The following is a 17,050-nucleotide window of genomic DNA, read 5'->3' on the forward strand; positions in this document are numbered from 1 at the left end:
CGGTGGCGGACTGGGTGATCGGTGATGGCGCGGCCGGTACGGGTGGTAGTGCTGGGGGCCGGCTCCTGGGGGACCACGGTGGCCGGCCTCGCCGCGCGCAACACCCCGACGCTGCTGTGGGCCCGGGACCCGGATACGGCCGACGAGGTCAACTCCGAGCACCGTAACTCCCGCTACCTCGGCGACCGCGCCCTGCCGCCGGACCTTCGCGCGACCTCCGATCTCGCCGAGGCCGCCAACGAGGCCGACGTCCTGGTAGTCGGGGTGCCCTCGCACGCGGTTCGCTCCACGTTGAGCGAGATCTCCAACGGGGTCCGCGCATGGGTGCCGGTGTTGTCCCTGGCAAAGGGCCTCGAGCCCGGCACCAGGCAGCGTCCCACCGAGGTGATCGCCGAATGCCTGCCGGGCCACCCGGTCGGGCTGCTCGCCGGACCGAACATTGCCAGGGAGATCGTCGACGGCCTGGCCGCCGCGTCGGTGGTGGCCACCCAGGACGACCGGGTGGCGACGGCGCTGCAGCCGCTGTTCGCCTCCCCGGTGTTCCGCGTCTACCGCAACACCGACGTGCTCGGCTGTGAGCTCGGCGGCATCCTCAAGAACATCGTCGCGATCGCCGCGGGCATGGCCGACGGCCTCGGCGTCGGCGACAACACCCGGGCGATGGTGCTCGCCCGGGGGCTGGCCGAGATGACCCGGCTCGGCGAGGCGATGGGGGCCAACCCGCGAACCTTCGCCGGGCTCACCGGCGTCGGCGACCTGATCGCGACGTGCATCAGCCCGGCCTCCCGCAATCGCCGGGTCGGCGAGGCGCTCGCGCGCGGGCTCACGGTCGAGCAGGCCGTCGCCGAGCTGGGTCAGGTGGCCGAGGGCGTCAAGACAGCGCCGACGGTGATGGAGCTGGCCCGCGACTTCGACGTCGAGATGCCGATCGCCGCGGAGGTGGAGGCGGTGGTCGCCGGGCGGCGCACCGCCGAGGACGCCTACCGCGGGCTGCGGCGGGTCGCCCCCGGCGGCGAGGAGGACATGGCCTGAGCGCCGGAGGCCGCCCGGGGGAGAATCCCGAACGGCCCCACAGAGGCTCGAGCGTCGTCAGCTGCCGACGAAGGACGAGCCGCCCGAGCTGAGGATCCGGAACTTCACACCCATCTCGGGCCACTCACGCGGCGCCTGCCCACTGACCTCGATCGCGGCGCCGCTGTCGAAGGTGTCGGTGTCGAAGGTGATATCGGGACGCACCTGGTACGTGACCTCGAAGCTGACGGTCTTGTTGTCGTTCACCGAGACCACCCAGCCGACATCGTTGGCCGCGATGAGTCGGCCGCCGGACTCCGTTGGGACAACACCCTCCGTCTTGACCTGGCCGTCCACCCAGGAGGTTACCTTCGCACTCCCCTCGACATAGCGCAGGGAGGGCGGGGCGATGTCGACGATCTTGGTGATGATCCGGTCCGGCGCGCCGGTGGCGGCGATGGTCGTCCGGTAGGTGACCGTGCCAGTGGGGGCGATCGTGTTGTTGCCGACGATGACCTTGGTGATCGCGAGATTGTCGGCGGTCACGGTGGCCGATGCGGGCAACTCCTGGCCATTCGCACTGGATCCGAAATCAAGCCCGGCCGGTCCGCCTGCTGAGGAACCGAAGTCGAGCGGTCCAGCGGACGCGGCACTGGCACCCAGGGCGAGGCCGCCGCCTGCGGCGAGCAGGGTCGCGGCGGCGAGGGTGGATGCGACACGGCGCATCATGGGATGTGACATGCATGTTCTCCGATCGATAGGTGTGTGCACGCGCCCCCCGAACGTGCGTCGCGCCATCGTATGGACGGGCGTTCAGGCCCGGATGTGAATTCGGATATTCCTGCCGCACTTGATGAATCGTTAGGCAAAGCAAGGGCGCGTCGGGGTCCGAGTCACATCCCCGCGGAGCCGGTGGCCGCGCCCCGGTTGCGCGATCGAGGTTTCGCCACTACATTCGACGCCCATGAAGCGCATGCAGCTCGTATTCCGCCCGTAGCGGGGTCTGATTCGGACCGACCCCTCGCTGCGGGTCGTCGAGCTCTCTGTTGGTCCTTCCTTTGATTCAGGAAGACCGCTTCAATGAACCCTCTCCAGGCATTCGCCTCGCACACCGCCACCACGCCGTCCGACCCCTTCGCGCTGCGCTTCGGCACCCCGCTCCCCCGCGCGCTGCGCACCGAGGCCGCGGGCATGAACTGGCGCACCTTCCTCGCCACCTACTCGCCGCCGCGCGGCCCGATCCGATTCGGCCGCTGGTCCGCGCACGCCCTCGGCGCCGGCCGCTCCGAGTTCCGGGCCACCCTCGCCCTCGGTGACACCATTCACCAGGCCAAGGCCACGGCGGCCGGCCCCATCGCCGCACTCACCTCGATGCTCTACGACGCAGGCGTGCAACTGGAGATCCTGTCCTTCCACCAGCAGGACGCGGGCGGCCGCACCGCGACGTTCCTGCTGTGCGAGCACGACGGGCGCAGGCACTGGTCGGTCGGCCTCGCGGACACCGCGACCGAATCGTCGATCGAGGCGATGATCGCGGGCGCGAACATCCTGCACGGCTGAGCCGCCTCGACCGGGTCGACGGCGAGGCTCAGGGCATCTCGACGGTCTCCGCGCGGGCGATCTCACCGATCGCCCGCCGGATGTAGCCCGAGCCCGCCGCGTCCGCGGTCGCGAGCAGGTCGGCGATGATCAGGGCCGCGTACCGGGGCAGGTCGGCCCGCGCGAGGGGGCGCGGATCCTCGTCGGGATCGGTCAGGCCGAGCGCGCCGGTCAGCACCACCACGAGCATCGACACGTCCAGGTCCGGCACCCACACCGCGGCGGACCGCGCACAGCGTGCGAGCACGGCCTGTACGTCGTCGCCAGTCAGCCCGTCGGGGTGCAGCTCCTCGAGCAGCTCACGCACGATCGATGCGTGCACCACGGTGACCTGCTCCTGGTCGAGGGCGGCGAGCCGGGCGGCCGCCTCCGCGTAGGACTCCGGCTCGGCGGCGCGTGCCGCGGCGACGGCGGCGTCGGTCGCGTCGGCGATCTCACGGGCGGCGGACGGCCATTCGGTGGGCCACATCGGGTGGTACTGCTCCTTGGATCCTTGGGTTCAGTTCAGCTCGGCGCGCATGAGGAAGACGTTGTAGTCGGACCACGTCGAGATGGTGAAGTAGAGGTCCTCACCGGTCGACCAGGGGTGGATGAAGCCACCGTACAGCTCGGGATACTCGGTGACGCTGACCAGCGGCGCCGGTTCCGACCACGCCCCCTGCGGCGAGTCCGATTCACGCAGCACGATCGCGGTCCTGGCGGTATCCAGGTAGACCATCTGCCACACCCGCCTGGCCTCGTCGTACCGGACGGACACCTCGGCGACCGGGCCACCGACGACCGGGGCCGCGGCCGCCTGCCCACCGACCGGGGTCCACACCCCGTTCTGCCAGTACTGGTAGGCGGACTTGTTGAGCACGTCCCCGATCGGGACCCGCGCCAGGCCCAGGTCCCCGAGCCGGGTATTGGGGGTGCCGAACATGTAGACGTGCTCGCCCTGCGGGACCATGGCGCTCACCTGGAAGTTGGACAGCCCGAAAATGTTGTCCCACACGGCATACGGATCCTTCACCCAGGTCTGACCGTGATCGTCGGAATAGGCGATGCCGCCGTGATTGGTGAACCAGGTGCCGGGGATGCTGTTCCACGTGCGGATCGACATGTAGCTCATGTACTGCCGATCACCGATCGCGAAACCCGAGGTGGGGATGGTGGTGATCTCCACGTTGTCCAGTTTCCTGCTGCCGAGCAGCTCCGCCGCGTGACACCGCCCGTCCTGCACCATGGAGTCGAAACTCATACCGTCCGAGAGGTTTTCGTCGGTACTGAAGGCCAGGACGTTGCTCCGCCAGTCGTCGCCCTGACCCCCCGGCGGATGGAAGCCCCGGCCGATCGTGTCACCGAATGCCACCGCGACCTCGCCGGGCGCGCTCTCCCACATGATGCCCAGATCGGTGCCGTTCACCTGCCAGCGCTTGTCGGTGCGGTTGATCGAGCCGGCCCCCGTCTCCTTTGCGACCCGGGTGACCGCACCGACCCGAGGTGTGGCGCGGGCGGCCGAATGCCCGGCCGCCTCCGTCGGCGGGAACACCGGGTCTGGGGCGGCCGCCTGCTGCCCGGGATCCGGCCCGGGCACCGGGATCCCCAGGTGGAACGGCTGGAACTTGAGACCGATCTCGGGGATCCGGAGAGCCTTCAACAGGGTGTCCGGCCCGGCAGGACCCTCGTCGGTCAGCTCCGGGCAGGGGTCGGCGCAGGTGTCCGGCGGCAGCACCTGCGCCGGGATCCGGGTCGGGGTGGTGGTCGGCGCCGGGAACGGCACCGCGGTCACCATCGGGACCGGGATCGGGATCTCGAGTTTCTCCGGCAGCAACGGCGCCGTGGTGGTCACCAGGTCGGTGGCGCACAATCCGCTCCCCTGCGCACCGGGTCGTCCCGAATTCGGTGGGGCGGCTGCGGCATCCGGATTGTCCGCGTAGACCACAGCGCAGGAACCGATCACCACGGCCGCGACTGCGACGGCAAGCCTGCGCGTCAATGGCACCTCCGCGTCGAGCTCTACTGGGGGCCCGCAGACCCGCCACCGGGCTTACCACGTTGCTGTTGGAATCTAGCATCGACGTGGGGCAATCCCCCGCCTCCCGGGCCTGGTGTCGACGGAACCCGCCGCCACCCCTACGCTGGCTGGACCCGAATCGAGGTGAACGGTGTCACAGTCCAACCATCCGCATCCCGTCGGTCCGTACGCGTCGGGACCGCCCGTGGCCGCCCTGTCGGTCCACATGCCAGAACTCGACCGGTTCGGCCTGGCCCAGATCTGGCGGGCCCTGGTGGTCGGGGTGGTCATCCTCGCCTGCGCGGGGTACGCGGTGGTCACCAAGCCGTTCCTGCGGCGCGGCGAGACCTGGGCGGACGCCGCCTCGGAGGGCGTGGTCAATGCCTTCGAGGTGCTCGGACCGACCTTCGTCAAGCTCGGGCAGCTGATGGCGTCATCCTCCGGCGTGTTCCCGGCCCCGCTCGCCAACGCCTGCCTACGCTGTCTCGACGACGTGCCGCCGGTGTCCGCGCAGAAGGCCAGGGGGGTCATCGAGGGTGACCTGGGCGGGCCCGTCGACGAGATCTTCGCGAGCTTCGACGACGTGCCCCTGGCGGCGGCCTCCGTCGCTCAGGTTCACGCCTGCGTGCTCCGCGACGGCAGGCAGGCCGTGATCAAGGTGCAGCGACCGGGCATCTACCACCGGATGCTGGTCGACCTACGCACCGCGTACGGCGGCGCCAAGCTGCTCGAGCGGCTCTTCGAGTTCTTCCGGATCGCGAACGCGACGGCGATCATCCGGGATCTGCACGTCGCCACGATCACGGAGCTCAACAGCGCCGTCGAGGCCGACCGGCAGACCCGCTTCCGCGACTCGATCTGGGCGTTCCGCGACAACAAGGGCGTCACCGCGCCCGAGGTGTACTGGGACTACTGCGGCCCGCACGTGATCTGCATGGAGCGGCTGCACGGCGTGCCCCTTGACCGGTTCGTCCCCGACGAGGACCACGACACCACGATGCTGATCCGGCGCGGCGTCAAGGCGTGGATCGAATCGATCACCGTGCACGGCCCGTTCCACGGCGACGTGCACGCGGGGAACCTGTGGGCGCTCGACGACGGACGCATCGCCTTCCTCGACTTCGGCATCGTCGGTGAGCTACCCGAGGTGTGGCGGTCGATCCTGCGGGACATGTTCTACGCCAACCTCATCGACGGCGACTTCACCCGCGTGGCGCGCGGTATCCGTGATCTCGGCTACGCCGCGGAACTCGAGGCCGACGACTCCGAGGTCGGCATGCAGGTCGCCGCCGTCCTGGCGCCGGTGTTCGCCAACGACCTGGCGGAGCTGAACCTGGGCGCCCTCATCATGGGTCTGGTCCAGGTCGGCAAACAGTGGGGCGTCGCCAGCCCGGAGGAGCTGGTCCTGTTCGGCAAACAGCTCGGCTACTTCGAGCGGTACGCCACCCGCCTCGCCCCCGGATGGGTGCTCGGCCAGGACCCGTACCTGTTCAAGAACGTCTTTCCGGAGGCGGTGGCCCTGCGGGCGGCCACGCTCGGCGTCACGCTGCCCGAGGACTGAGCACGCGGCGGTCGCCACGCCCTAACCCCCGCCCAGCCGGCTCCGGAGCGCCATCGCGTCGAACGGGGCGCGGCCGAACTCGTCGTTGTCGAAATAGACGAACACGTCGAGTCCGTCCGCAGACCACCCGCCGATCCTGGTCGCCCACGCGTCGAGGGCACGGTCGCCGTAGCCGCTCGCATAGAGCTCGGTATCGCCGTGCAGCCGCACATACATGAAATCGCTTGTGCACCTGTCGAACATCGGATATCGGCCCGCCGTATCCGCGACGACGAGGGCCACGTCGTGCTGCTCGATCAGCGCCACCGCCGCCGGGTCGGCGAAGCTGGTGTGCCGCACCTCGAGGGCGTGCCGGACCGGGCGCGGCGCATCGGCGAAGGTGAGCGCACTGTCCGCGGGAACCTTGTCGTCGTGGTGTTCCGCGAGCGCGGCCGCCGCGGTGGTGGTACGCGGCAGAGCCGCCAGGAACTCGGCCACCCGGCTCGCGTCGAACGCCAGGGTGGGCGGCAGCTGCCACAGGATCGGGCCGAGCTTGGCGTGCAGCGCGAGCGGGCCGGACGCGAAGAAGTTGGCCAGCGCGGTGCCCACGTCGCGCAGCCGCTTCATATGGGTGATGTAGCGGCCACCCTTGACCGCGAACACGAAGTCGTCGGGGGTCTCATCCCGCCACCGGGCGAAGGAATCGGGGGTCTTGAGAGCGTAGAAGGATCCGTTGATCTCGATCGACGTCATCCGGGACGCTGCGTACTCCAACTCCCGCCGATGCACCAGGCCGGCCGGATAGAAATCGCCTCGCCAGCCGGGATACGCCCATCCGGAGATCCCGACACGGACTTCCGCCATGGACCGAGCGTAGATCCGCACCGCGGTTTCCCCGATAGCGCACCGATTCCCGGCCGGAGGGAGGACGATTGGTTGGACCCAGCAGTCGAGCCGAGGGACATGATCATGCCGAAGTACCTGTGGCAGGTCGGCTACACGCCCGATGGTGCCAATGGCCTACTCACCGAAGGCGGATCGGGACGCCGCGACGCGATAGTCCGCGCGGTCGAGAGCGTCGGCGGGACCGTGGAGAGCTGCCATTTCGCGTTCGGCGGCCACGACCTCTACGTCATCGGGGAGGTGCCCGACGAGGTCGCCGCGGCGTCCCTGAGCATCCACACCGCGGCGAGCGGCGCGGCCCGGACGGTGACCGTCGCACTGTTGACCCCCGAACAGATCGACCAGGCGGCGAAGCGGCCGGCGGACTACCGCCCACCCGGACGCTGACCGTCCGGACGACCTCCCGACCTCCCGACCTCCCGACTTCCCGACTTCCCGACCTCCCGACTTCCCCAATGTCACATTGGTTCACCTCAGGCGAACCAATGTGACATTGGGGAGGTCGGCGTCAGGTCACCGCGTCGAGCAGGACGCGGGCGGCATCCCGGGCCTGCCGGGCCGGCAGGGGCGAGCCGGCGATCGCGGCGGTCGCCATCGCCCCGTTCGCGAGGATCACGAACTGGTCGGCCAGCGGCGCAGGCAGATCCGCGTCGGAGACCAGCTCGCGCAGGGTCCCGAGCAGCGCCGCCTTGTTCGCCTTCGCGATGTCGGCGACGGCCTGGTTTCCGCCGCCCAGCTCACCGAATGTGTTGATGAACGTGCAGCCCCGAAAGTCGTCCTGCCGAAACCAGGCGTCCAGGTAGTCGAACACAGCAAGGACTCGATCACGGGGGTCGTCGATCGGCTCGAGGAACCGGGCCAGCTGCTCCCGCACCATGAGGTCGCGCCTGCGCAGCACCGCCTCGACCAGCCGGTCCTTGGCCGGATACAGCTTGTAGAGGCGCTTGAGCGAGACCCCGGACCGCTCGCGGATCGCGTCCATCCCGACGGCCTGCACGCCGCGCTCGTTGAACAGCGCCTCGGCCGCATCGAGCAGCTGGCTGTCTGCGGTATCTGGATCCATCTCTCACCTCGGTACTTGCGCGGAGAACCATCGTTCTCTACTGTACACGTCACGGCGGAGAACGATCGTTCTCCCAAGCGAGTCAGGAGTCACCGATGTCCAGTTTCGACACCCGCCACCGCACCGCGACCATCGATGGACTGGAGGTCTCCTACCGGGAGTCCGGCAGTCCGGACAGCCCGACCCTCGTTCTCCTGCACGGGTTTCCGAGCAGCTCACACATGTTTCGGAACCTGGTCGCCGAACTCGCGGACGAGTTCCACGTGGTCGCGCCCGATCACATCGGCTTCGGCCGCTCCGCCATGCCCGCGGTCGACGAGTTCGACTACAGCTTCGACCGCCTCGCCGAGATCACCGAAGGCCTCCTCGATCGCCTCGGCCTGGACCGCTTCGCCCTGTACATCCAGGACTACGGCGCCCCGATCGGGCTGCGGATCGCCGCCAAGCACCCGGAGCGCGTCACCGCACTGATCACCCAGAGCGGCAACGCCTACCGGGAGGGATTCACCGCGTTCTGGGACGTGCTGTTCGCGCATGCGCAGAACCGCGCGGAGCACGAGCCCGCGGTCCGCGAACTCCTCGAGCTCGACGCGACGCGATGGCAGTACACCCACGGCGTCCCCACCGACCGGCTCGACCGGATCGCGCCCGAGACCTGGCTGACGGACCAGGCGGGCCTGGACCGACCGGGCAACAAGGAGATTCAGCTTCAGTTGTTCTGGGACTACCAGTTCAACCTCGACGGATACCCCGCCTTCCAGGAGTACTTCCGGACCCACCGGCCGCCGACGCTGGTCGCCTGGGGCCGCGGCGACGAGATCTTCGGCCCCGCGGGCGCGGAGGCGTTCGCGACCGACCTTCCCGACGCGGAGATCCACCTGCTCGACGCCGGCCACTTCGCGCTGGAAACCCACGGGCAGGAGATCGCCGACCTGATCCGGGACTTCCTCCGCCGAAACCTCTGATCCCGCAACACTCTTCGAGAGGGAACAGCAATGTCCGCTATCACCACCGATTCCGTCGCCGCACCCTGGCGTTCCACCGCATTTCCCGCACTGACCGCCGGAGCGGCCGCGCTGATGATCGCCGCGGCACTGGGGGCCGCGCAGGAGGCGCTCGGGTGGACGGTGTTCGGGCTGCCATACCTGGCGTCCGCCGCCGTGATCGCGATGGCACCGACCGCGCCGCTGGCCAGACCGGGCGCCATCGTCCGCGCCTATCCGGCGGCCGCGGTGGCCGCGCTGCTCATCACCGCCGTGGCGGGCCCGTCACAGGCCGCCGCTGCCGTCTCGGTGGTGTCGGCCGTCGTCGTGATGGTCCTGTTGCGGGCGCCGCACGTACCGGCGGCGTTGTGCGCCGGCGTCATCGGGCTCACCGATCCGGGCTTCGGCTACCTGGTGGGTACGTTGGTGCCTGCCGTGGCGATCGTGATCGCGGTCGGGTCGGTGGCCGGGCGGATCGTGCCCGGCTTCGAGTACCCGCTGCGCGGGTGATACTGGTCGACACGCGACGGAGGTGGGGCCGATGAGCACGGTGCGCAGGATCGTGGACCTGTCACATCCGATCGACACCGGCATGCCGGTGTACCCGGGCGACCCGGTACCGAGGCTGACCCCGCACTGCACCGTGGCCCGCGACGGCTACAACGTCCTGCGCGTGGAGATGGGATCCCAGTCCGGCACCCACGTCGACGCGCCGGTGCACCTTCGGGACGGCGACACCCCGGTCGACCGGATGGACCTGTCGCTCTTCGTCGGCCGCGGCGTCGTCTTCGACCTGCGCGGACTGGCCCCTGGGCAGTCGATCACCGAGGCGATGATCGCCGGGCCCGCCGAATCGGTGCGGCCCGGCGACATCGCGCTGATCCACACCGGGTGGGCCCGGCACTACGGCACCGACGCCTACTACGACCACCCCTTCCTCAGCCCCGACGCCTGCGAGCTGCTGCTCGATCGCGGGGTGCGGGCGTTCTGCCTCGACGCGCCGAGCATCGACCCGTCCGGCGACGAGGACACGGACTATCCGGCGCACCACCTGGTCGCGAACGCGGGCGGCGTGATCGCCGAGAACCTCTGCAACCTCGAGCTCGTCGACTTCCCGGACCCGCTGATCAGCCTCCTGCCGCTGAAACTCGTGGGCGGCGACGGTGCGCCGGTGCGGGCGGTCGCGATGGAGCTCGACCGGCCCTGACCGTCACCGGCGCAGGCCGACCAGCCCGACCGCCGCCTCCTCGATCTGCTCCTCGGAGACGAGCACCAGGCGCGCGGCCTCGCCGAGCGGGACGAAGCTGTCCTCGCTCGTGACCCGCGCGATCCGGCCCTCGAAACCCGCATCGACGAGCGCCGCGATCACCCCCTCCGAGACGCCGCCCGACCGCCGCGTCTCGTCGACCACCAGGACCCGGCCGGTCGCGCCCGCCTCGCGGAGCAGGTCCGCCGCCGGCAGTGGCGCCAGCCAGCGCAGGTCGAACACCCGCGCGCCGATGCCCCGGGACCGCAGCCTCTCGACGACCCGCAGGCTCATCCGAAGCCCGTTGCCGAACGTCACGATGGTCAGGTCCGGTCCGTCACCGTAGGTGCGCCCGCTCCCGATCGGCACGTGCGTCGCCGCCCAGCTGTCGGCACCCGCGTACGGCGCCAACCAGCCCCCGTCTCCGGACTCATGCAGGTCCCGCTCGTGGTACAGCGCGATCGGTTCGAGGAAAACACACACCGCCCCTGCGGTTTTCGCGGCGGCGACGCAGGTCCGCAGCATCGCGGCGGCGTCGTCGGGCCGGGCAGGCGAGGCCACCACCAGGCCCGGGACGTCGCGCAGCACCGCGACCGAGTCGTCGTTGTGGAAGTGCCCGCCGAAACCCTTCTGGTAGCCGTAGCCGGCGACCCGCACCACCATCGGGTTGCGGTACCTGCCGGACGAGAAGAACCCCAATGTCGCAGCCTCGCCACGGATCTGGTCCTCCGCGTTGTGCAGGTAGGCGAGGTACTGGACTTCCGCGATGGGCAGCAGCCCGGAGACGGCGGCGCCGAGTGCCAGTCCCAGCACGGTCTGTTCGTCGAGCGGGGTGTCGAACACCCGGGCCTGCCCGGCCCGCGCCGCGAGCCCGCGGGTGACGCCGTAGACCCCGCCCTTACGCGCGACGTCCTCGCCGAAGACCAGCACCTCCGGGTAGGCCGCGAGGGCGTCGAGCAGGGCCCGTTTGATCGCCTGCGCCAGGGTGAGCGGCCCCGCGGCCTCCGGCAGTCCATTGTCGAAAAACGCTGCTCGACAGGGCAGATCGGCCGGCTGGCCCGCCGCGTCGGCCACCGACTCGGGGTTCGGTTCGCGCAGCGGCGTCATCACCGCGGCGGTCGTCGTCAGTCGGGGGAGCTCGGCCACCTCGCCTGCGAGGGCGAACACGACGTCCCGCTTGCGTTCGTACCGGGCGAGCACCTCGGCCGGGGTCAGGGCGCCCGACCCGACCAGCAGCCGGGCGGTGCCCAGCAGCGGGTCCCGGCGCTGCTCGGCGGCGATGACTCCGGGCGACCGGTAGGCCGATTCCACGTCCGAGCCCGCGTGCCCCATCAGCCGGACCGTGCGCAGGTGCAGGAACGCCGGTCGTCGGTGCGCGCGAACCCAATCCGAGGCGCGCGTCGCCGCGTCGAAGGCGTCGGCGAGGTCGCAGCCGTCCGCCGAGAGGTACTCCAGGCCCACCCGCCCCGAGTATGCGGCCTCGATCCAGCCGTCGGGGGTGGGCACGCTGACGCCGATGCCGTTGTCCTCGCAGACCAGCAGCAGCGGCAGCGGCAGTCCCTCGTACGCGCCAAGCGTCGCCGCGTTGATCGCCCCGACCGCCGTCGAGTGGTTCACGGAGGCATCGCCGAAGCTGCACACGGCAACCGCGTCCGCTGGCCAGGGCGTGTCGACGCCCAGCCTGCGGGTGCGGGCGATCGAGAACGCGACGCCGAGCGCGCGGGGCAGGTGCGAGGCGATGGTGGAGGTCTGCGGGATCACCGCGAGGTCGTGGCGACCGAACACCTTGTGCCGCCCGCCGGAGATCGGGTCGTCCGCGGCGGCGACCACCCCGAGCAGCACGTCGCGCAGCGGATCGCCGCCGCCGACCTGGCGCGCGCGTTCGAGGAAGAATCCGCCGGACCGGTAGTGCAGCAGCGCCGGATCGGTGGCACGCAGGGCTCCGGCCACCGCCGCGTTGCCCTCGTGGCCCGACGAGCCGATCGTGTAGAAACCGGCACCCCGCGCCCGCAGCCATCGCGCCGCGAGGTCGAGGTGACGGCTGCCGAGCTGGGCGTCGAAGAGCTCGAGGCAGCGGGCCACCGTGAGCGGCGAACCCTCACGAACGGGCTCCGTCGGGTCGGGCGGGCGCCGGGGGGTCGGGCTCGCCATCGCCGCGACGGCCTCGACGAACAGCTCGTCGATCGCTTCGGCCATATTGACAACTGTGCGCGTGTTTCACCCCGATTGGGGTGAAACACGCGCACGGGCGCCGGAGGCGCTACACGGCGGCCGGATCCATCCACATGACCTCCCAGACGTGCCCGTCCAGGTCGCGGAACGCGCGGCCGTACATGAAGCCCTGGTCCTGCGGCTCCATCCAGGCCGACCCGCCCGCACCGATGGCGGTGTCGACCAGTGAGTCGACCTCCTCGCGGCTGTCCGCGGAGATGCACAGCAGGGTCTCGCGGGCCTTCGAGGTGTCGCAGATGTCGTCGGAGATGAAGTCGCGGAAGCGCGCCTCCTCCAGCAGCATGACGGTGGTCAGGTCGTTGACCACCATCGACGCACAGTTCTCGTCGCTGAAGGTCTCATTGAACCCGAAACCGAGTCCGTCGAAGAACTTCCGGGTCGCCTTGATGTCCTTGACCGAAATGTTCACGAAAAGCATTCGGGACATTGTCTGCTCCTGTCGTCGGGTGTCGCGTGTCGTCGCGTCCTCGGCCTGTGAGGTCGTCGAAGAGGTAGACCATCGCCGATCGCCAAACTCATCGGTGCCCGACAACTATGTCCGATCGACGCGGTCGGGGCACGGCGGACGGCGGTTGGACTACCGTCGAACCCGGCGCTCATACAGCCATCAGTCCACAGCAGCCCGAAGGAGACAACGCCATGCCGCAGCAGGTTCGGGGAGTAATCGCCCGGTCGAAGGGAGCACCGGTCGAGATCGCGACGATCACGGTCCCCGACCCCGGCCCCGGCGAGGTCGTCGTCGCCGTTTCGACCTGCGGGGTGTGCCACACCGACCTGACCTACCGCGACGGTGGCATCAACGACGAGTACCCGTTCCTGCTTGGACACGAGGCGGCCGGGATCGTCGAGAGCGTCGGCGCGGGCGTCGATTCGGTCGCGGTCGGCGATTTCGTGGTGCTGAACTGGCGGGCCGTGTGCGGGCAGTGCCGGGCGTGTAAGCGCGGACGCCCGCAGTACTGCTTCGACACCTTCAACGCGACGCAGAAGATGACGCTCGAGGACGGCACCGAGCTGACGCCTGCGCTCGGCATCGGCGCGTTCGCGGACAAGACCCTGGTACACGCGGGACAGTGCACGAAGGTGGACCCGTCCGCGGACCCCGCGGTCGTCGGCCTGCTCGGCTGCGGCGTCATGGCAGGCATGGGCGCGGCGATGAACACCGGCAACGTGGGCCGCGGCGACTCCGTCGCGGTGATCGGCTGCGGCGGCGTCGGCGACGCGGCGATCATGGGCTCCCGGCTGGCAGGCGCGGGCACGATCATCGCGATCGACCGCGACCCCCGCAAGCTCGAGTGGGCCGTCGAGCTGGGCGCCACCCACACCGTCAACGCCGCCGAGGTCGACGACGTGGTCGAGGCCGTGCAGGAACTGACCGGCGGCTTCGGCGCCGACGTGGTGGTCGACGCGGTCGGGCGGCCGGAGACCTGGAAGCAGGCGTTCTACGCGCGCGATCTGGCCGGCACCGTGGTGCTGGTCGGGGTGCCGACCCCCGACATGACGCTGGAGATGCCGCTGGTGGACTTCTTCTCCCGCGGCGGATCGCTGAAGTCCTCCTGGTACGGCGACTGCCTGCCCGAACGCGACTTCCCGCTGCTCGTCGACCTGTACCAGCAGGGACGGCTGCCGCTGGAGAAGTTCGTCACCGAGCGGATCGCGCTGGATCAGGTGGAGCAGGCGTTCGAGTCCATGCACCGCGGCGAGGTGCTGCGTTCGGTGGTCGTGCTGTGAGCCTGCGGGTGGACCGGGTCGTCACCTCCGGCACCTTCAGCCTCGACGGCGGCACCTGGGACGTCGACAACAACATCTGGCTGATCGGCGACGACTCCGAGGTGGTGATCGTCGACGCCGCGCACACCGCACAGCCCATCATCGACGCGGTCGGCGGCCGGAAGGTCGTCGCGATCGTCTGCACGCACGGGCACAACGACCACGTGACCGTCGCACCGGAACTCTCGGAGCGGCTGGATGCGCCGATCCTGCTCAACCCGGCCGATGACGTGCTGTGGGAGATGACGCACCCCGGTGTCGCGCACGGCTCGCTGGAGGACGGTCAGCGGATCGCGGTGGCGGGCACCGACATCCAGGCGATCCACACCCCCGGCCACTCACCGGGCTCGACCTGCCTGTACCTGCCCGAGGCCGGCGAGCTGTTCAGCGGCGACACCCTGTTCTCCGGTGGACCAGGGGCGACGGGCCGCTCGTACTCCGACTTCCCGACGATCATCGGGTCGATCCGCGACGCGCTGTTCGCGTTGCCCGCGGAGACCCGGGTGAACACCGGGCACGGCGACGGCACCACGATCGGCACCGAGTCTCCGCACCTCGAGGAGTGGATCCGGGCGGGCTCGTAGTACCCGCGCACGGGCGCCCCGGTCGGGCCGGCACAGCTTCAGAGGCTGGCCGATCGGGGGCCCACTCATCATCGCCTTGGGCGCACTCACTCTGACCAGGGGGAGCCAGGCGCCCCACACCGCATAGTGCTCGCGCCACCAGCTTCATTCACAGGAACTTCACTAGAGTCGGGGCATGGCTACCGTCTGGACAGTTCCGATCGACATCACACCGCGCTGGCTTGACTCGCCCGAGGTCCAGACCTTCCTCGCATCGAACGACCTGGCCGACGCCTCCCCGGATCCGCGGGTGCGGCTCGCGCAGTTCGCCGAGGTGACCTCGGCCCTCGGGCGACATGTGGGCCGGACGTTCACGTCGGTGCAGGCGGCGTCGGCGGCGCTGTTCGATCGGATCGACGGTGACGGCCACGGCGTTCCGGTGGCCCTGAGGCTCGCCGCGCTGCGCCTGATCGTCACGACGGTGCATCAGACCCGTCCCGCTCCGAAGCCGCTACCCGCGCGGGTGTCCGAGCAGTTGGGTTTGTACGTGTACGCGCTGCTGGATCCGCGCAACCGGACGGTCTTCTACGTGGGGAGTGGTCGCGGCAACCGCGTGTACGGCCACGTGTGGACTGCGCTGGAGGAAACCGAGAGTAGTCGGTTGCTCGATGGCCCGGAGACCGACCGCGCCGAGGTCACGGACGCGAACATCAGGCGCATTCGCGACATCTACGATTCCGGCCACGAAGTGGAGCACTACATTGCGGCGCATCGGATCACGGCCGCCGACGACGATCAGACCGCGGACGCGGTCGGCAGGGCGCTCGTCGGCGTGCTCGGCCTGATCGAGCCGGACACCGAGACTCCCGGCCTCACGAACCTCGCAGGCGGCGCACCCGAACTCAGGGCGGCGCCGGTCGAGGATCTGGTGATCCAGTACTCGGCCGAACCCGTGCCGGAACTGCCGACGCCGTGCTTCCTGATCGAGGTGAAGGGCGCAGCGAAGCGCGGAGTCACCCCGGAGGAGATCTACGAGATGGCACGGCAGTCGTGGGCGGCCGGGACCGCCGTGCGCAACTCGGCAAAGATCCCGGTGATCGTGGTCGCGGACAACATCGTTCGGGCCGCGTACCGTGCGGAGTCGTGGGCGATGGTGTCGCGCACGGATGACACCGCGTTGTGGCGGTTCACGGGCGCTGCCGACCAGGAGCTCGAGGCCCAGTTCGTGCGGAAGCGGATCACGCCGGATCGCGTGGGGCTGAAGAAATGGCCGACGAACGGATCGGTGTCCCACCTGACGCACGCGCGTCCGGGGCGTTGAGGCAGGGGAGTGTCGGCTAGCTCGGGTCCCAGACCTTCGGCCAGTCCTTGCCGCGGAACGCGGCGTCGGTGCCGCCGTCGATGAAGATGACCGACCCGACGAAGTAGCTGGCCTCGGGGCCGAGCAGGAACGCGACCAGCGCGGCCACCTCCTCGGGCTTGCCGCCGCGGCCGGCGGGGATGGTGGCCAGGAACTGCTCCATGCCCGCCCCGACCAGCGGATCCTTGCGGCCCTCCTGCGTCATCGGCGTGTCGATCAGGCCCGGCGCGATCGCGTTGAGGCGGATGCCCTCCGCGATGTACTCGGCGGATTTCGTCCGTGCGTAGTAGGCCAGCGCGGCCTTCGTGGCCGGGTAGGCCTGGATGGCGGCGAAGTCGCCGAACGTCGCGGCGACCGCGTTCGCGCCCGACTCGTCGCCTGCCAGGCAGGCGTCGGCGAGATCGGTCGGCCAGTTCGGTTGGCTGGTAGTGGAATTGGAGCTGATCAGCACCACGGACGGATTCTCGCCCGCGGCCAGCAGCGGGCGCAGGCCCTCGAGCAGTTCGATGGCGCCGAAGTAGTTGACCGCGATCAGCAGACTCGCGGGGCGGCCCGCGGCGGCGGCCAGGCCGGCAAACGGGGCGAATCCGTCGAGCTTGCCGTCGGCCAGCTCGGTGACCTTCGCGATCGCCTCCGCGCGACCCTCGGCGGTGCTCAGGTCGACGTTGACGTCGGTGTTGTGCAGGTCGACGCCGATGACGCGGTGGCCGTCGGACTCGAGACGAGCCTTGGTTGCCGCACCGAGGCCGGACGCGGCGCCGGTGATGACGTAGGTGGCCATGAGGTT

18 protein-coding genes are annotated in these 17,050 nt (G+C 70.0%); 10 read left to right on the forward strand and 8 right to left on the reverse strand.

Features of this window, described 5'->3' with window-relative positions; translation table 11 throughout:
* Nucleotides 1-24: 24 nt before the first annotated feature.
* Nucleotides 25-1,032: an NAD(P)H-dependent glycerol-3-phosphate dehydrogenase gene (locus ACFXMV_RS01555; RefSeq protein ID WP_378502666.1), complete on the forward strand. Its 1,008-nt coding sequence runs from the start codon at nt 25-27 to the stop codon at nt 1,030-1,032.
* 57 nt (nt 1,033-1,089) lie between these two features.
* Here ACFXMV_RS01555 and ACFXMV_RS01560 read toward each other — a convergent pair whose 3' ends face one another.
* Nucleotides 1,090-1,752: a hypothetical protein gene (locus ACFXMV_RS01560; RefSeq protein WP_378500324.1), complete on the reverse strand. Its 663-nt coding sequence runs from the start codon at nt 1,750-1,752 to the stop codon at nt 1,090-1,092.
* Nucleotides 1,753-2,091: 339 nt separating this feature from the next.
* Between ACFXMV_RS01560 and ACFXMV_RS01565 the strand changes: the two genes are divergently transcribed.
* Complete coding sequence (locus tag ACFXMV_RS01565; RefSeq protein WP_378500325.1) at nt 2,092-2,571, forward strand: alpha-isopropylmalate synthase regulatory domain-containing protein; 480 nt, start codon at nt 2,092-2,094, stop codon at nt 2,569-2,571.
* A gap of 28 nt (nt 2,572-2,599) precedes the next feature.
* Here the strand turns inward: ACFXMV_RS01565 and ACFXMV_RS01570 are convergent, their stop codons facing one another.
* Both ACFXMV_RS01570 and ACFXMV_RS01575 read right to left on the reverse strand, forming a co-directional pair.
* Nucleotides 2,600-3,079 carry a hypothetical protein gene (locus ACFXMV_RS01570; RefSeq protein WP_378502665.1) on the reverse strand — a complete coding sequence of 160 codons (480 nt, stop codon included), beginning with the start codon at nt 3,077-3,079 and terminating at the stop codon, nt 2,600-2,602.
* Nucleotides 3,080-3,109: 30 nt separating this feature from the next.
* Nucleotides 3,110-4,588, reverse strand: a complete 1,479-nt coding sequence (locus ACFXMV_RS01575; RefSeq protein ID WP_378500327.1) for a DUF4185 domain-containing protein — start codon at nt 4,586-4,588, stop codon at nt 3,110-3,112.
* A gap of 244 nt (nt 4,589-4,832) precedes the next feature.
* Here ACFXMV_RS01575 and ACFXMV_RS01580 point away from each other — a divergent pair, with 244 nt between their 5' ends.
* The gene (locus tag ACFXMV_RS01580) at nt 4,833-6,167 is read left to right on the forward strand and encodes an ABC1 kinase family protein (RefSeq protein WP_378500329.1); all 1,335 of its coding nucleotides are present in this window, start codon (nt 4,833-4,835) and stop codon (nt 6,165-6,167) included.
* 21 nt (nt 6,168-6,188) lie between these two features.
* Here ACFXMV_RS01580 and ACFXMV_RS01585 read toward each other — a convergent pair whose 3' ends face one another.
* Nucleotides 6,189-7,010 (reverse strand): DUF72 domain-containing protein, encoded by an 822-nt coding sequence (locus ACFXMV_RS01585; protein ID WP_378500328.1) that lies wholly within the window; start codon nt 7,008-7,010, stop codon nt 6,189-6,191.
* Between the two features lie 105 nt (nt 7,011-7,115).
* Between ACFXMV_RS01585 and ACFXMV_RS01590 the strand changes: the two genes are divergently transcribed.
* Nucleotides 7,116-7,436: a GYD domain-containing protein gene (locus ACFXMV_RS01590; protein ID WP_378502749.1), complete on the forward strand. Its 321-nt coding sequence runs from the start codon at nt 7,116-7,118 to the stop codon at nt 7,434-7,436.
* 121 nt (nt 7,437-7,557) lie between these two features.
* Here ACFXMV_RS01590 and ACFXMV_RS01595 read toward each other — a convergent pair whose 3' ends face one another.
* Nucleotides 7,558-8,112 (reverse strand): TetR/AcrR family transcriptional regulator, encoded by a 555-nt coding sequence (locus ACFXMV_RS01595; RefSeq protein WP_378502664.1) that lies wholly within the window; start codon nt 8,110-8,112, stop codon nt 7,558-7,560.
* Between the two features lie 95 nt (nt 8,113-8,207).
* Here ACFXMV_RS01595 and ACFXMV_RS01600 point away from each other — a divergent pair, with 95 nt between their 5' ends.
* From ACFXMV_RS01600 to ACFXMV_RS01610, 3 genes are read left to right on the forward strand one after another with little or no spacing between them, the layout of a single operon-like run.
* Nucleotides 8,208-9,077 carry an alpha/beta fold hydrolase gene (locus ACFXMV_RS01600; protein WP_378501276.1) on the forward strand — a complete coding sequence of 290 codons (870 nt, stop codon included), beginning with the start codon at nt 8,208-8,210 and terminating at the stop codon, nt 9,075-9,077.
* A 30-nt stretch (nt 9,078-9,107) separates the two neighbouring features.
* Nucleotides 9,108-9,605, forward strand: coding sequence for an HPP family protein (locus tag ACFXMV_RS01605; RefSeq protein WP_378501277.1), 498 nt, complete (start codon nt 9,108-9,110; stop codon nt 9,603-9,605).
* 31 nt (nt 9,606-9,636) lie between these two features.
* Complete coding sequence (locus ACFXMV_RS01610) at nt 9,637-10,302, forward strand: cyclase family protein (protein WP_378501278.1); 666 nt, start codon at nt 9,637-9,639, stop codon at nt 10,300-10,302.
* A 3-nt stretch (nt 10,303-10,305) separates the two neighbouring features.
* Here ACFXMV_RS01610 and ACFXMV_RS01615 read toward each other — a convergent pair whose 3' ends face one another.
* Both ACFXMV_RS01615 and ACFXMV_RS01620 read right to left on the reverse strand, forming a co-directional pair.
* Entirely contained in the window at nt 10,306-12,537 is a 2,232-nt protein-coding gene (locus ACFXMV_RS01615; protein WP_378501279.1) for a thiamine pyrophosphate-dependent enzyme, read from the reverse strand.
* A gap of 64 nt (nt 12,538-12,601) precedes the next feature.
* Nucleotides 12,602-13,000, reverse strand: a complete 399-nt coding sequence (locus tag ACFXMV_RS01620) for a VOC family protein (protein WP_378501496.1) — start codon at nt 12,998-13,000, stop codon at nt 12,602-12,604.
* A 212-nt stretch (nt 13,001-13,212) separates the two neighbouring features.
* Between ACFXMV_RS01620 and ACFXMV_RS01625 the strand changes: the two genes are divergently transcribed.
* The 3 genes from ACFXMV_RS01625 to ACFXMV_RS01635 all read left to right on the forward strand — a co-directional run bounded on the left by ACFXMV_RS01625 (nt 13,213) and on the right by ACFXMV_RS01635 (nt 16,224).
* Nucleotides 13,213-14,301, forward strand: coding sequence for an S-(hydroxymethyl)mycothiol dehydrogenase (locus ACFXMV_RS01625; protein ID WP_378501495.1), 1,089 nt, complete (start codon nt 13,213-13,215; stop codon nt 14,299-14,301).
* Nucleotides 14,298-14,924 (forward strand): MBL fold metallo-hydrolase, encoded by a 627-nt coding sequence (locus tag ACFXMV_RS01630; RefSeq protein WP_378501494.1) that lies wholly within the window; start codon nt 14,298-14,300, stop codon nt 14,922-14,924. Before ACFXMV_RS01625 ends, ACFXMV_RS01630 begins: the two co-directional genes overlap by 4 nt.
* A 175-nt stretch (nt 14,925-15,099) precedes the next feature.
* The gene (locus ACFXMV_RS01635; RefSeq protein ID WP_378501493.1) at nt 15,100-16,224 is read left to right on the forward strand and encodes a GIY-YIG nuclease family protein; all 1,125 of its coding nucleotides are present in this window, start codon (nt 15,100-15,102) and stop codon (nt 16,222-16,224) included.
* A gap of 16 nt (nt 16,225-16,240) precedes the next feature.
* Here ACFXMV_RS01635 and ACFXMV_RS01640 read toward each other — a convergent pair whose 3' ends face one another.
* Nucleotides 16,241-17,044: an SDR family oxidoreductase gene (locus tag ACFXMV_RS01640; RefSeq protein WP_378502663.1), complete on the reverse strand. Its 804-nt coding sequence runs from the start codon at nt 17,042-17,044 to the stop codon at nt 16,241-16,243.
* Nucleotides 17,045-17,050 lie beyond the last annotated feature (6 nt).

The sequence above is a fragment of the Rhodococcus sp. NPDC059179 genome, from assembly GCF_042754885.1.
GTDB lineage: Bacteria > Actinomycetota > Actinomycetes > Mycobacteriales > Mycobacteriaceae > Rhodococcus_G.